Source organism: Catenulispora acidiphila DSM 44928 (assembly GCF_000024025.1).
In the GTDB taxonomy this organism is placed as follows: Bacteria; Actinomycetota; Actinomycetes; order Streptomycetales; family Catenulisporaceae; genus Catenulispora; species Catenulispora acidiphila.
On sequence record NC_013131.1, the window covers coordinates 9,683,075 to 9,696,604 of the forward strand.

At 72.7% G+C, this 13,530-nt stretch carries 11 protein-coding genes; 5 read left to right on the forward strand and 6 right to left on the reverse strand.

All coding sequences use genetic code 11. The features are described 5' to 3' along the window. Positions 1-208: 208 nt before the first annotated feature. Positions 209-3,226 (reverse strand): BACON domain-containing protein, encoded by a 3,018-nt coding sequence (locus CACI_RS41305; RefSeq protein WP_015796907.1) that lies wholly within the window; start codon positions 3,224-3,226, stop codon positions 209-211. Positions 3,227-3,388: 162 nt separating this feature from the next. Next, a complete protein-coding gene (locus tag CACI_RS41310) occupies positions 3,389-4,705 on the reverse strand; it encodes an RNA polymerase sigma factor (protein ID WP_143765607.1) in 1,317 nt (438 codons plus the stop codon). A gap of 181 nt (positions 4,706-4,886) precedes the next feature. Here CACI_RS41310 and radA point away from each other — a divergent pair, with 181 nt between their 5' ends. Together radA and disA are read left to right on the forward strand one after the other, a co-directional pair. Further along, entirely contained in the window at positions 4,887-6,293 is a 1,407-nt protein-coding gene (gene radA, locus CACI_RS41315; protein WP_015796909.1) for a DNA repair protein RadA, read from the forward strand. Positions 6,294-6,440: 147 nt separating this feature from the next. Next, entirely contained in the window at positions 6,441-7,499 is a 1,059-nt protein-coding gene (gene disA / locus CACI_RS41320; protein ID WP_041543811.1) for a DNA integrity scanning diadenylate cyclase DisA, read from the forward strand. A 66-nt stretch (positions 7,500-7,565) separates the two neighbouring features. On the opposite strand, the gene CACI_RS41325 is transcribed toward disA, so the two are convergent. The 3 genes from CACI_RS41325 to CACI_RS51815 all read right to left on the reverse strand — a co-directional run bounded on the left by CACI_RS41325 (position 7,566) and on the right by CACI_RS51815 (position 9,918). Continuing rightward, positions 7,566-8,378 carry an alpha/beta fold hydrolase gene (locus tag CACI_RS41325; protein WP_015796911.1) on the reverse strand — a complete coding sequence of 271 codons (813 nt, stop codon included), beginning with the start codon at positions 8,376-8,378 and terminating at the stop codon, positions 7,566-7,568. 5 nt (positions 8,379-8,383) lie between these two features. Beyond that, positions 8,384-9,025 carry a dihydrofolate reductase family protein gene (locus tag CACI_RS41330; RefSeq protein ID WP_015796912.1) on the reverse strand — a complete coding sequence of 214 codons (642 nt, stop codon included), beginning with the start codon at positions 9,023-9,025 and terminating at the stop codon, positions 8,384-8,386. 107 nt (positions 9,026-9,132) lie between these two features. Next, entirely contained in the window at positions 9,133-9,918 is a 786-nt protein-coding gene (locus CACI_RS51815) for a hypothetical protein (RefSeq protein WP_015796913.1), read from the reverse strand. A 149-nt stretch (positions 9,919-10,067) separates the two neighbouring features. Between CACI_RS51815 and CACI_RS41340 the strand changes: the two genes are divergently transcribed. Together CACI_RS41340 and CACI_RS41345 are read left to right on the forward strand one after the other, a co-directional pair. Beyond that, the gene (locus CACI_RS41340) at positions 10,068-11,000 is read left to right on the forward strand and encodes an HhH-GPD family protein (RefSeq protein ID WP_015796914.1); all 933 of its coding nucleotides are present in this window, start codon (positions 10,068-10,070) and stop codon (positions 10,998-11,000) included. 21 nt (positions 11,001-11,021) lie between these two features. Then, positions 11,022-11,618, forward strand: a complete 597-nt coding sequence (locus CACI_RS41345; protein WP_015796915.1) for a DinB family protein — start codon at positions 11,022-11,024, stop codon at positions 11,616-11,618. A 244-nt stretch (positions 11,619-11,862) separates the two neighbouring features. Here CACI_RS41345 and CACI_RS41350 read toward each other — a convergent pair whose 3' ends face one another. Next, positions 11,863-12,834: a helix-turn-helix transcriptional regulator gene (locus CACI_RS41350; protein ID WP_083795988.1), complete on the reverse strand. Its 972-nt coding sequence runs from the start codon at positions 12,832-12,834 to the stop codon at positions 11,863-11,865. Here CACI_RS41350 and CACI_RS41355 point away from each other — a divergent pair. Further along, positions 12,833-13,432 carry a YbhB/YbcL family Raf kinase inhibitor-like protein gene (locus CACI_RS41355; protein ID WP_015796917.1) on the forward strand — a complete coding sequence of 200 codons (600 nt, stop codon included), beginning with the start codon at positions 12,833-12,835 and terminating at the stop codon, positions 13,430-13,432. The two genes, CACI_RS41350 and CACI_RS41355, sit on opposite strands and share 2 nt — an antisense overlap. Positions 13,433-13,530: the final 98 nt, after the last annotated feature.

Below are 13,530 nucleotides of genomic sequence, written 5' to 3' on the forward strand. Positions count from 1 at the left end.
CGCCTTGAATCAACGGTGATTCAGCACTGAAACAGCGCTAAAACAGCGCTGAATCGGCGCTAAATCAGAGTATTGCCATGCGGAAATCAGGATTCTGAATTCCCCGAGATTTCCATAGCGGCAAAGGGAAGGCGCCCGACGGGCTGGGACCGTCGAGCGCCTTCCGGAGCTCCGGCACGGCGGGTACCGGAGCGTTCGTGGGCCGCTTTCAGTGATGCGGCTTGGTGGACCCTGAGGGTCGCGGTGAGGGATCCGGGCCCTTGGAATGCCTCGGCGGATTCGGGGATTTCGAAGAGCTGGAAGAGCCCGAGGAGCCAGGACCGCTCGGCGAAACCGGACTGCGCGTGGGCCCGCTCCCGCTCTGGCCCGAGGGCATCGAGCTGGCCGAGCTGTGCGGCGCGCTCGGGCTGCTGACCGGACTGGTCGGCGTCCCGGACGGCGTGCTGCTGCTCGGCGGCGAGGACGGCGTGCTGGAGCCGCCGCCGGACGGGGAGCTGCTGGTCGGGCCGCCCGGACTGCTCGGCTTGCTCGGACCGCTCGGGCTGCCGCCGCCGGAACCGCCGCCGACACCGTTGATGGAGACCATCTGTCCGCTGGGGTCGAAGCGCACGTGCGCGGTCCACGGGCCCTTCGGCTCGCCCGCGGCGTCCACCAGGACGTGCAGCGAGGTCTGGGCGCCGCCGGCCAGCATGCCGGAGGTGGCGCTCGGGGTGAGCCAGGCGGCGTCGGGGGTCGCGGTCCAGCTGACCGGCGAGGTGCCGGAGTTCCAGAGCGTGACGACCACGTCGTGCGGGTTGTTCGAGCGCTGCGAGACGCTGATGTGCAGCTGCCCGCCGTCGCTCGGAGCCTGCGAGGGGTCGGTCTGCGAGGGCGGCGGGTCGATCGGGCCGTTGAACGGCAGCGTGTCCGTCGCGACGGGCGCCGCGGCCGACGTCGGCGTCGTCGGCGCCGTCGGCAGTTCCGCCGCGACCACCTGCGCGGTCACGGTGTCCTCGCCCGGCATCCCGCTCGCGCGCGCGCCGCCGGCGACCGGCAGTGCCGGTCCGGCGTCCGCGCTGGAACTGGGACGCGGGTAGTCCGGCGTCTGCGCGGAGTTGGCACCGGGATCCGGCGGCGAGAACAGCGTCTTGTTGCTGCCGGGCGAGGACGGCACGAAGAGCACGAACGCCGTCACCCCGGCCGCGCCGACCCCGCTGAGCACGGCGGAACTGGCGAGCGCGGACTTCACACCCGACTTCCGCCTCCGCGCGTCCTGCGCACCGCCGACGGGCCGCTGGAACACCCGCGCGTTGTCGCGCGGCGCCCGGCCGCCGGGCATCATCCCGAGCGGCATGACGGCGGTCGGCATGACCCCCGCCGGCGCGATCGGCGGCACCTGCGCGCCGGCATCCCCGGCCGCCACCGACGCCGCGACGGTCGCAGCAGCCTCATACGCGTCGCCGACCGGCGCGACACCGCGCTGCGCGTCCTCGACGCCGCGCCGCCGGCCTTCGACAGCGGCGGCGACAGAGCTGCGGGGAACCGGTTTCCGGGTGCGGGTGGGAGTCGGGCGGACAGGCCGGACGTCGTCGAAGACGCCGGGCCGGCGCTCGGTGCGGGCGGTGATCAGCGTGTCCTCGACGGAGGAGTTCCGCGCCGGACCGAAGGAGGCGATGAGGTCTTCGGGGCGGAGAGCGCCGATGATTTCGGTCGGTTCGTCGCCAGTGGTGTCGGCGCCGCCGTGGGGCGCGCTCGTCGAGAGGTCTTTCCGCTCGCCCTCACGACCACGCTCGGCGCCCAGTTCCGCGAGCACATCCGCGGCGAGCGATCCCGCCGCCCGATTCCCGCGTTCGAGCCCTTCGCGGCGCGGCTCCGCAGCCGGGCCGCCGAGCAGGTCCTCGGCCAGTCCGCCGCGCTCGGCACCGAACTCCGCCGTCCTCGGGCTCCGTTCGACACCGGATTCCGCATTCCTCAAATCCCGCGTGTCCCCGGTCGCCGCACCACCCCGCTGCGGCGTCCCGGAATCGCCCGCAAGCCCCCGGCGCGCGGCGATCGGGCCCTCGTCCAGCTCCGCCGAACCGCGGCGCAGCCACCGGCGCCGGTCGTTCCCGGCGGTCACAACAGCAGCATCGAAAGCACTTCTCTCGGGCATCGTGTTCGCCGGCTGCTTCGCGTCCGGAGACGCGGCAGCCGGGGTGCGTAATCGTTCCGGAACCGTGGCCACCTCGCCGGCGACCGCTTCGGCGGCGGCCGAGGAGACCCGGCCGGCCAGCAGGGCGCTCAGCCGCCTCGGACGGCGCTCCACCGGCATCGGCGCGGCGGCGCGGTGCGGGTGCTGCGGCCGCGCCGACGGCGGCCGCGTCGTCGCTATCGCCGGGAACCCGAAGGGGTCGAAGCGCGTCAGCCGGGTGGCGATCGCGTCCTTCTCCGCCGCCTTCTCCGGGGTGCTGTCCAGCAGGTCGCCCAGGACCCGCTCGCGCAGCTCCTTCGGCGCCGGGACGTGCGGCAGGATCGACGGAGCCTGCGGCGCCCCGAGCACCTTGTGCAGGTAGTACTGGCAGCGCGAGCAGGCGTCGACGTGTGTGACCAGCGGTTCGCGGCGCTGTGCGGTGAGCCGCCCGGACCAGCCCTCGGCCAGCGCGGCCAGGTCCGAGCAGTGCGCGCGGGAGGTGCGCAGCAGCGCCAGCGCCGCCAGCGAGCGCTCCAGCTCGTGCCAGGCCTGCGACAGGACCTCGAACGACTCCGCCGCCGGCTTGCCGAGCATCATCCCGACCGCGCGGCTCTCCATCCCGTGGCGGACCGAGAGCTCCAGCACCTCGCGGTGCGCCGCGCTCAGCCCGTCGGTGTCCGGCCAGTCCAGGGAGGCCAGCTCCGCCGAGAGCAGGGTGCGCTCCAGCCCGGCCATCGCCGCGTCCTTAGGCGCCGGGACCGGAGCCGAGGAGGCGGTCAGGCGCAGCCGCGGCAGCTTCCCGGCCCGGCAGTAGTGCCGCGTGATCGCGTACAGCCACGGCCGCAGCATCTCGGCGTCGCCGAGGTGCGCCACATGATGGTCGGCGGCGACGAAGGCACAGTAGACCGCCGAGGCGGCGGCTTCGTGGTGGCGCAGGCCGCCGAGGGCGTAGGTGTGCAGACCGTCCGCGTAGGCGTCATAGGCCGCCGCGCGCCCCCAACTGTCGGAGACGCTGTCCCGGTTCACCGGGTCCGCGGGATCGCGGGGATCCGTGGCGTTCGAGTCGTGGTCTTTCACACCAGCCGACGTTAGACACCTGTCGGTGAGCCGATGAGTGGAACGGGCCCAGGTTGCCCCCTTCGAGGGGTTCTGCGACCTGGGCCGTAACCAAACGCCGGGGTCACCCGGCCGAGCGACGCGCGGGGCTCGGGCCGACGCCGCGACCGGGCGAGCAGGTGATCAGCCGGTGCCGGTGCTGGTGGTGGTCGTCGGCGGAGTCACCGACGAGGTGGTGTTGCTCGGCAGTCCCGGGCCCGTGGGCAGCGACGGCGTCGTCGACGGCGGGGGCGGGACGCTGCTCGGCGTGGTCGCCGACGTGGTCGGCTTCCTGCTCGGCGTGGACGTGGTGTGCGAGGCCGAGGTGGTCCGCCGGGTGGTCGCCGTGGTGTGGTGCGTCGCCCCTCCGGTGTCCTGCCCGCCGGTCGTCGCGCCGGCGGTGTCCGTCGGGGTACCGGTCGCGGAGTCCGTGGCCTGCTGCGTCGGCGTCGAGGGCGCACCGTCCGTGGCGGTGCTGCTGTCCGCGCCGGACGCCGAGCTCGACGTCGACGTCGTGGCGCCGGTCCCGGCCGGTCCGCTGGGCTTGCTGCCCCCGCCGCCGACCATCGCCACCGCGACGCCGCCGACCGCCAGCACGCCCAGCACGATGCCGGCTATCGGCAGCAGCTTGCGCGCGCCGCCGACACCGGACTTGCCGCCGGCGTGGGGGAATCCGGACTCGTCGAAGGCGCCGGCCCGGGTCGCGATGCGCTGGCAGAAGGCCTCGCCGGCCGGGTCGCGCAGGGTGTCCAGCACCCGGGCGCGCACGCCCGGCGGGACGAAGGCGGTCGGCAGCTCCTCGAACAGCCGCAGCGGACGCCGGTTCTCTATGTGGTCCGCGCACGCCTGGTCGGCCTTCACGTGCCGGGAGACCGAATCCAGCCAGGGCTCGACGGCCTTGCCGTCCAGCCGGTCGAAGCGCTTGCCCAGCTCGGCGATCTCCGCGCAGCGCGGGTCGCCGACCCGGTTGGCCAGCACCGCGGTCAGACCGTTCTCCAGGTCCTCCTGGGCGTCCTGGACGACCTGCCCGATCTGCTCCTCGGACATGTCCATGACCAGCGCCAGGTCCCCGTCGACCATCCGGTGCCGGAAGGCCAGGTCGAGGATCTCGCGGGTCTCCGGCGGCAGCATCGCGTAGACGTCCAGCGCGGCCCGGGCGAACCGGTCGTTGCGGGTGCCCTGCGCGGCGTCGGCGGGGATGTCGTCGGAGACGCCCAGGCGCAGCGCCTCGTTGCGGCTCAGCGCGTAGAGCCAGGCGCCGAGCTCGTCGGGGTTGGCCAGCTCGCGGATCCGGTTGTTGGCGACGATGAACGCATCACGCAGCGCGTCGGCGGCCAGCTCATGATCGGCGAGCAGGTCGTAACAATATGCATACAAGCGCGCGCCGTATGTGTCGTAGATCTGCCCGATGGCGAGCTGATCCCCCGCGCGCAGCGCCGTCACCATTTCCCGGTCTGTCACGGCCCCAGACGTTAAGCCATCCGAGCGACAACTAGCCAGTGGATCAGGCCATTCGACCAGAGGTTGCCGCCGGAATCATCCTGTTTATACCGATAAGCGCAGCCCAAAAGTTCCCCGCGCCTGCTTGAGGCGCCCTCGCGGCGGCCCGGTCCGTGTCGGAGCGGACCGCTACCGTGGCCTCATGCCCACCGCCAACTCCCGCGCCCGGAAGCCCGATTCCGCGGCCTCGTACCAGTGCACCGAGTGCGGCACACAGTACGCGAAATGGGTCGGCCGCTGCGGGGAGTGCCAGACCTGGGGCAGCGTCGAGGAACGCGGCGCGGCCAAGTCGGCGCCGAAGACCGTGGCCACCATGCCCACCCAGAAGGCCCGCCCGATCGGCGAGGTGGCGGTCGACGACGCCGCCGCGGTCCCGACCGGCGTCGGCGAGCTGGACCGGGTGCTCGGCGGCGGGATCGTGCCCGGCGCGGTGGTGCTGCTGGCCGGCGAGCCCGGCATCGGCAAGTCCACCCTGCTGCTCGAGGCCGCGGCTTCCTACGCCGCCTCCGGCGCGACCACCCTGGTGATCACCGGCGAGGAGTCGGCAGCCCAGGTCCGGCTGCGCGCCGACCGCATCAACGCGGTGCACCCGAACCTGCTCCTGGCCGCCGAGACCGACCTGGGTTCGGTGCTCGGGCAGATCGAGGCGGTGCGGCCGCGCCTGGTGATCGTGGACTCGGTGCAGACCATCGCCTCGGCGGCGGTGGACGGCACGCCCGGCGGCGTGACCCAGGTCCGCGAGGTCGCGGCGTCGCTGATCCGGGACGCCAAGGAGCGCAACATGGCGTGCGTGCTGGTCGGGCACGTCACCAAGGACGGCAGCATCGCCGGCCCGCGCATCCTGGAGCACCTGGTCGACGTGGTCCTGCAGTTCGAGGGCGACCGCGCCTCCTCGCTCCGCCTGATCCGCGCTGTGAAGAACCGGTATGGCGCCAGCGACGAGATCGGCTGCTTCGAGATGCACGACACCGGCATCCGCGGCCTGTCCGACCCCTCGGGGCTGTTCCTGTCCCGCCGTCCGGTGCCGGTCCCGGGGACCTGCGTCACCGTCACGTTGGAAGGCCGGCGTCCGCTGGTCGCCGAGGTGCAGGCGCTGGTCACCAAGTCCAGCGCCCCGACACCGCGCCGGGCCTCCTCCGGTCTGGACACCAACCGGGTGGCGATGATCCTGGCGGTGCTCCAGCAGCGCGGCGGCATCGGCGGGCTGGCGACCTCCGAGATCTACAGCGCGACCGTCGGCGGGGTACGGCTCACCGAGCCCGCCGCGGATCTGGCGCTGATGCTGGCGCTGGCCTCGGCCACGGTGAACGAGCCGGTCGGCGAGGGCGTGGTGGCCATCGGCGAGGTCGGCCTGGCCGGCGAGGTGCGGCCGGTGACCGGGGTGCGGCGGCGGCTCACCGAGGCCGCGCGGCTGGGCTTCAAGACCGCGCTGGTCCCGCCCGATCCGGACGGCAAGGACTACGGCGGGAACCTTGCGGGGCTGTCGATCGTCGAAGTGGGCGACGTCCGGGCAGCGCTTCACGCCGTGGCGACCGGCGCGCGCCGGTAAGGTTGAGCCACTACAGGCCGTTTGGTTCCGCCCGCCCGCGGAGATCGGGAACCCGCGGCGCGCGCCGGGTCCGCCGACCGCCGGTGCAGAACACGAGAGCAGGATGGGAATCGCACAGTGACAGGTGAGGCCTCCGAACGCGCCGCCCTGTCGGCGATCCTGTCCACCGTCGCGCCGGGCACGGTCCTGCGCGACGGCCTCGAGCGCATCCTGCGCGGCAACACCGGCGGACTCGTGGTCTTCGGCTTCGACAAGCTCGTCGACGAGATGTCCACCGGCGGCTTCGTGCTCGACGTCGAGTTCTCCCCCCAGCGGCTGCGCGAGCTGTGCAAGATGGACGGCGCCGTCGTCGTCTCCAGCGACGGCTCCCGCATCGTGCGCGCCGGCGTGCAGCTGGTCCCGGACGCGGCGATCCCCACCGAGGAGACCGGCACCCGGCACCGCACCGCCGACCGCGTCGCCAAGCAGACCGGCTTCCCAGTGCTCTCGGTGTCCCAGTCGATGCGCATCATCGCGCTGTATCTGCGCGGCCAGCGCGTCGTCCTGGAAGACTCCGGCGCGATCCTGTCCAAGGCGAACCAGGCGCTGGCCACCCTGGAGCGCTACAAGCTGCGCCTGGACGAGGTCACCGGAACCCTGTCGGCGCTGGAGATCGAGGACCTGGTGACGGTCCGCGACGTGGCAGCCGTGGCGCAGCGCCTGGAGATGGTGACCCGCATCGCCGACGAGGTGGCCGGCTACGTGGTCCAGCTCGGCGTCGACGGCCGGCTCCTCTCCCTCCAGCTCGACGAGCTGATGGCCGGCGTGGACCCGGACCGCGACCTGATCGCCCGCGACTACCTGCCCGAGCGCACCGGCAAGAAGGCCCGCACCGTCGCCGACGTCTCCGACGACCTCGGCAGCCTGGACCGCACCCAGCTGCTGGACCTGCTCCAGGTGGCCAGGGCGATGGGCTTCGGCGGCGGCGTGGAAGTACTGGAATCAGCGGTCTCCCCGCGCGGCTACCGCCTGCTGGCCAAGGTCCCCCGGCTCCCCGGCGCGGTCATCGACCGGCTGGTGGAGCACTTCGGCGGCCTGCAGAAGCTCCTCGCAGCCTCCATCGACGACCTCCAGCGCGTCGAGGGCGTCGGCGAGACGCGCGCCCGCTCCGTGCGCGAGGGACTGTCGCGACTGGCGGAGTCCTCGATCCTCGAGCGTTATGTCTGAGCCGACGGCGGCTTGAGGAAACTCGTGGCCGACCGCGATCCCGACGTTGGCCGCGGAGACCGCTTCTCAGCCCTGCGAACCGAAGAACTCGATCAGCGTCGGCGCCAGCGCCTCGGGCTTCTGCAACACGCTGTGGTCCTCGCCGGGCAGCACGACCAGCCGGGCGCCGGGCACCGAGTCCGCCACGACCTTCGCACCGGCCATCAGGTTCGGCGAGGTCTTGTCGCCGTAGACGGCCAGTGTCGGCATCCGCAGCGCCGCCAGCCGGTCGCGGTCGACCATCTCCCACGGCCGCGACAGCGCCACGTCGTACGGGAGTGTCAGGGCCTTGTCGAGGAGGAAGGCCCACGCCGGACCGTGCTTCATGCCCGACACGATCTCCGGCGGCAGGCCGATGGCCTCGCCCAGGAAGGTGCTCGCCGCGGCGTCGCGGTCGCCCTTGTCGGCGTAGTCCGTGAGGCGGTCGAGGATGTCGGCCGGCGGGTGCGGGAGGTCCGGGTCGGCGCGGTAGGGCGACTCGTAGACGGCGACGGAGTCCACCGGCAGGCCGCGCATCGCGCCCTCCAGGACCAGGATCGCGCCCGAGGAGTGGCCGAACAGGTGCGCCCGGCCGCCGACGTGGTCGATGACGGCGGCGAGGTCGTCGATCTCGGTGCGGACGTCGAAGCCGCCGCCGGCTTCGCGCACCGCGTCCGTGCTCTCGCCCCGGCCGCGGCGGTCGTAGGTGACGACGGTGAAGCGCGGCGCCAGTTCCCCGGCCAGCCCGGCGACCGTGCCGCGGTCGTTGAAGGCGCCGCCGACGAGGACCACGACCGGTCCGGAGCCGGCGGAGTCGACCGCGATGGTGGAGCCGTCCTGGGAGGTGATGTGGTCGGTCATGCCGGTCAGCCTTCCTGGGAGCGCGGGATGCGGTAGCTGAGGTGCATGACGCCGGACTCCGCCTCGATGACGCGGGTCGCTTCGAGCTCGGTCATCCGGTCGGGCAGGCCGTCGAACAGCCGGTTGCCCTGGCCGACCAGGACCGGCGTGATGTGCAGGTGGAGTTCGTCGACCAGGTCGGCGGCGAGCGCCTGCTGGACGACCGCGGCGCCGCCGGAGAGGTGCACGCGCTTGCCGGGCGGGCAGACCGCCTTGGCGGCGGCGATCGCGGCCGGGACGCCGCCCTCGGTGACGAAGTGGAAGACCGTGCCGTCCTTGAGCTCGATGTTTTCCTGCGGGCGGTGGGTGACGATGAAGACGTGCGTCCGGTAGGGCGACTCGACGCTCCAGTAGTCGCCGGCCGAGTCGTACATCCGGCGGCCCATGACGTAGGCGCCGGTGTTGTCGACGCGCTCAGCGTGCATGAGCTTGGTCGCGTCCTCGCCGTCGAAGACCCAGCTGGTGATCCGGTGGAAGCGGTCGTCGCGGAACGGCGGCTTCTGCGCTTCGAGGCCGGTGGTGAAGCCGTCGACCGAGATCGCCATGTCACAGCGGACGATCGGGGCGGGTGCGGACGCCGGGGTGGGTGCGGGTGCGGAGCTGGTCATGGGAATCTCCTGGGTGTGGGCTCTGGGTTGCTTTCACCAGGTAGTCGGAGCGGACTCCGCATTCTCTACACGGCTCGCCGATTTTTTCTCGGCGAGCCGTGGAGAGATCAGCTGCCGGTCTTCAGCTCGAAGGTCTTCGGCTGGCTCTGCGCGGCCGGAGCGTTCGGACCGCTGCCGGCGCCCAGGCTCACCACGCTGTAGTACGTGCCGAGCGCCGCCGAGCCGTTGGGGTGAGTGCATCCCGCGGCGGAGCGGGTACGGTCCCAGGTGTAGGTGACGGTCTGGACCGCGCCGGGGGCGATGCCGCGCACGTCCGGGCCGCCGGTCGCGCAGTCCGCCGAGGACCAGACGTGGTCCCGGCCGGAGTAGACGTTCAGGACCAGGGACTTCGGGCTGACGTCGACGTCGCAGTCGGCGGTGCCCTTGTTGACCACGGCGACGGTGAACTGCGGGTCGACGCCGTTGGCGTAGGCCGCGGCCTGCGAGGTCAGGCTGAGATTGAGCTGGCAGCCCGGGCCGTTGGTGCCGCTCGGGCCGCTGGCGCCGCTCGCGCCGCCGGTGGCCGGGCCGGTGCCGGCGGTGCCGCCGGTCGTGCCGTTCGCGCCGCCGGTTCCTCCGGTGCCACCAGTGCCGCCGGTTCCGCCAGTGCCTCCGGTCCCGCCGTTGCTGCCGGTCGCGGAAGCCGTGCCGCCATTGCTGCCGGAGGGCGCACCCGCGCTGGAGGACGAGGCTCCGCCGGACGCGCCGCCGTTCGCCGCCGTCTGCGTGGAACTGCCGCCGGTGCCCGGCACCGAGGACTGCGACGCGACCGGGCCGCTGCTCGAGCCGTGGGCGGAGGGCTGCTTCTTCCCGGAGCCCGAACCCGAGCACGCGTAGAGGAGCAGCGCCAGCACGGCGAGGACAGCCAGCGCAACTAAAACGCGCCGCCGCCAATAGACGGCGGGCGCGAGAGATCCAACGGGATTTCGAAGCGAACCCACGAGGGGTCACTCTACGGGGCCCGTGCCGCGGTGTGCGGCGCGCCTCGCCGTACGATCGTCAGATGGCGGAAAGAACGACCGGGCGCGGCACCGGCCCGACCGAGCTCGCAGACTTCGAACATGGTGCTGAACTGGTCGAACGCGTCGTCGACTGGTTCCGGGCCGAAGCCCGCGACCTTCCCTGGCGGCGCCCGGACGCCTCGGCGTGGGCGGTGATGGTCAGCGAGTTCATGCTCCAGCAGACCCCGGTCGCGCGCGTGCTGCCGGTCTACGAGGCCTGGCTCGCCCGCTGGCCGACCCCGGCGGCGCTGGCCGCGGAGCCCGTGGGCGAGGCCGTGCGCGCTTGGGGGCGCCTGGGCTACCCGCGCCGCGCGCAACGGCTCCACGCCGCCGCCACGGCCGTCGAAGAGGCCTTCGACGGCACGGTCCCGGACGCCTACGACGACCTATGCGCGCTGCCGGGCGTCGGCGAGTACACGGCCGGGGCGATCGCCTCGTTCGCGTACAAGAAGCGGCACATCGTGCTCGACACGAACGTCCGCCGCGTCCTGGCCCGCGTCGTCACCGGCACGGAGTTCCCCGCCGCCGCGACCACCCCGGCCGACCGCCGCATCGCCACCGCCCTGCTCCCGCAGAACGCCCCCGACGCCGCCGAATGGGCCGCCGCGAGCATGGAGCTCGGCGCGGTGGTGTGCACGGCCCGCGCGCCCCGCTGCGACGCGTGCCCGGTCGCAAAGCTCTGCCGCTGGGTCGCGGACGGCAAGCCCGCGTACGACGGCCCGCCGCGCCGAGGCCAGACCTACGAGGGCACCGACCGCCAGGCACGCGGCCGGCTCCTCGCCGTACTGCGCGACACCCACGGCCCGGTGCCCCGCGAAGAGCTGGAGGCGGCGTGGACACGCGACGTCACGCAGCGGGAGCGGGCACTGGCGAGCTTGGTAACTGACGGATTGGTGACGGAGGTCGACGGTGAGATGTTCGCGCTCGCGCACTAGGTCTGTGCCACGCTCGAACGCGTGACTGACGACGCCGCGAAACTGTTCCTGCATCAGCGCTTGAAGAAGATCCGCGAGGTCCTGATCTGGAAGCTCGACGGCCTGTCCGAGTACGACGCGCGCCGCCCGATGACCGCGACCGGGACCAACCTCCTCGGCCTGGTCAAGCACGCGGCGACATGGGAGGCCCGCTACTTCGGCCAGGTCTTCGGGCGGCCCTTCCCGGAGCCGCTGCCCCGCTGGCAGGACTCTGACGGCAGCGACCTGTGGGTCACCGAGGACGAGACCCGCGCGCAGATCATCGGGTTCTACCAGCGCGTCGCAGCGCACGCGGACGCCACGATCAGCGAGCTGCCGCCCGACGCCCCGGGCCACGTCCCCTGGTGGCCGCGCCCCGACATCGACCTGTTCACCATCGTGGTCCACCTCCTCGACGACCTCACCCGGCACGCCGGCCACGCCGACATCCTGCGCGAGCAGATCGACGGCCGCACCGGCGTGGCCGCCGAACACGAGGAGACGAGCGACGCCGCGGCCCAGGCCGCCCGGTGGGAGCGGATCGAGCAGGCGGCCAAGGCTGCCGAGCGGATCCAGTCGGGCGGTCGGGCAACCGATTAGGCAGCTGGTCAGGCAGCTGGTCAGCCGTCTGCCAGCCCGTCGGCCAGGCAGCCGGTCAGCCACCGGTCAGCCACCGGTCAGCCCGTCGGCCAGGCAGCCGGTTTGGCAATCGGTCAGCTGGTCGGCCAGGCAGCTGGTCAGACAGCTGGTCGGTCCACCGGTCGGCCAGCCTCTGCCCAGGGTCGGCGGGTTACTCGACCACCGATTCACCCGCCGACTCACCGCCCGCTGCCCCGCCCCCACCTCACCCCGCCAACACCGCAGCCTTCTCCACTTTCTCCGCCTCCCCCACCCCGCTCTCGTCCCCCGCCTCGCGCGCGACCCGCCGCGAGTGCGCCGTCACCAACCCGCGCAGCCGTACCTCCGACTCCGCGTCGACCGGTGTCAGCACCATCAGCCGCTGCTCGGAGGCCTCCGGCGCCGAGAACATGTCGTAGGACACGGTCAGCACGCCGGCCGCCGGGTGCGCCACGCGCTTCACGCCGCTGCAGCGCTCGCCGACGGTGTGGTCGCCCCACCAGGCGGCGAAGTCGCGGTGGCCGGCGCGCAGGCGGGCGATCACCGCCTGCATGCGGGGGTCGTCGGGGTACTTCGCCGCGTTGGCCCGCAGGGCGCCGACCGTCTCGCGGGCGATCTGCTCCCAGTTCAGCTGGCCGCGGCGCGCGTCCGGGTCCAGGAACAACAGCAGCGCCACGTTGGAGGCGGTGCCGTGGCCGAATCCGTCGCCGAACATGGCGGTCGCCGCCGCGTTGTGCGCCAGGATGTCGAAGCTGTGGTCCACGACGTACGCCGGCAGCATCGGCATGCCGTCCAGGATCGCGCGCAGCGAGGTGGTCACGCCGCCGCGCTGGTCGAGCAGCGGACGCGGCGGCGCCTCGCCGCGCGCCGTCAGGTGCAGGTACTCGCGCTCGACCGGCGATAGGCGCAGCGCCTCGGCGAGGGCGTCGAGCACCGCCGAGCCGGGTGCGCCGGCGCGTCCCTGCTCCAGCCGGATGTACCAGTCGATGCTGACCGCGGCGAGTTCGGCGACCTCCTGGCGCCGCAAGCCTGGTGTGCGCCGGCGGCCGACGCTGCGCAGCCCGACGTCTTCGGGCGCGAGACGGCCGCGCATGGCGGTGAGGAACTCCCCGAGCGTGCTTTGCCGGGTGGTACGCGGAATACCAGGTTTCGAAGACTCTCCCAGTGATTCCCCGTGGACTCGAAACTGTTGACCCATGCAGAAGAAGACGAAGATCGCCATCGCCGGGGTTGCGTCCGCCGCGATGTTCGCCGCCGGGGCGGCCACCGCGTACGCCGCCGTCCACGACCGTTTCGGCTACAGCCCGGTGCGCAGCGGCATCCCGCGCGACGCCGCGCACTTCCGCGTCAGCTCCCCTGACCTGACCAACGGCGGGGTGTTCCCGGCCTCCGAGGTCTGCGCCGACACCGCGACCGCGCCGCGGCTGAACTGGGCCGGGGCGCCGGCCGGGACGAAGAGCTTCGCCGTGGAGATGTTCGACCCGCAGGCGCCGACCGGCAGCGGGTTCTCGCACTGGCGCGCCTGGGACATCCCGGCGAGCGCGCGCACCTTCGGCGGGCAGGCCACGCCGCCGGCCGGGACCGTGGTCGGGCAGAACGACTTCGGCGACGCGTTCTTCGACGCGCCGTGCCCGCCGGCCGGCGACGTCGTGCACCACTACGAGATCAGGGTGCTGGCGCTGGACACCGCGAGCATCGGGCTGCCGAGCGAGGGGACCAGCACCGCCTATTCCGGATATGTGCTGGGGCAGCACATCATCGGGGTCGCGCAGATGACGGTCAACGCCCAGCAGTGATCCGCTGACCCTGTAACAAAAAACCTCGGTATCTGCCGGATGGTGGACATTCAGCCGTCTATCGGCTGGATGTCCGTTACCGGAGTTCGGAAAGTGTC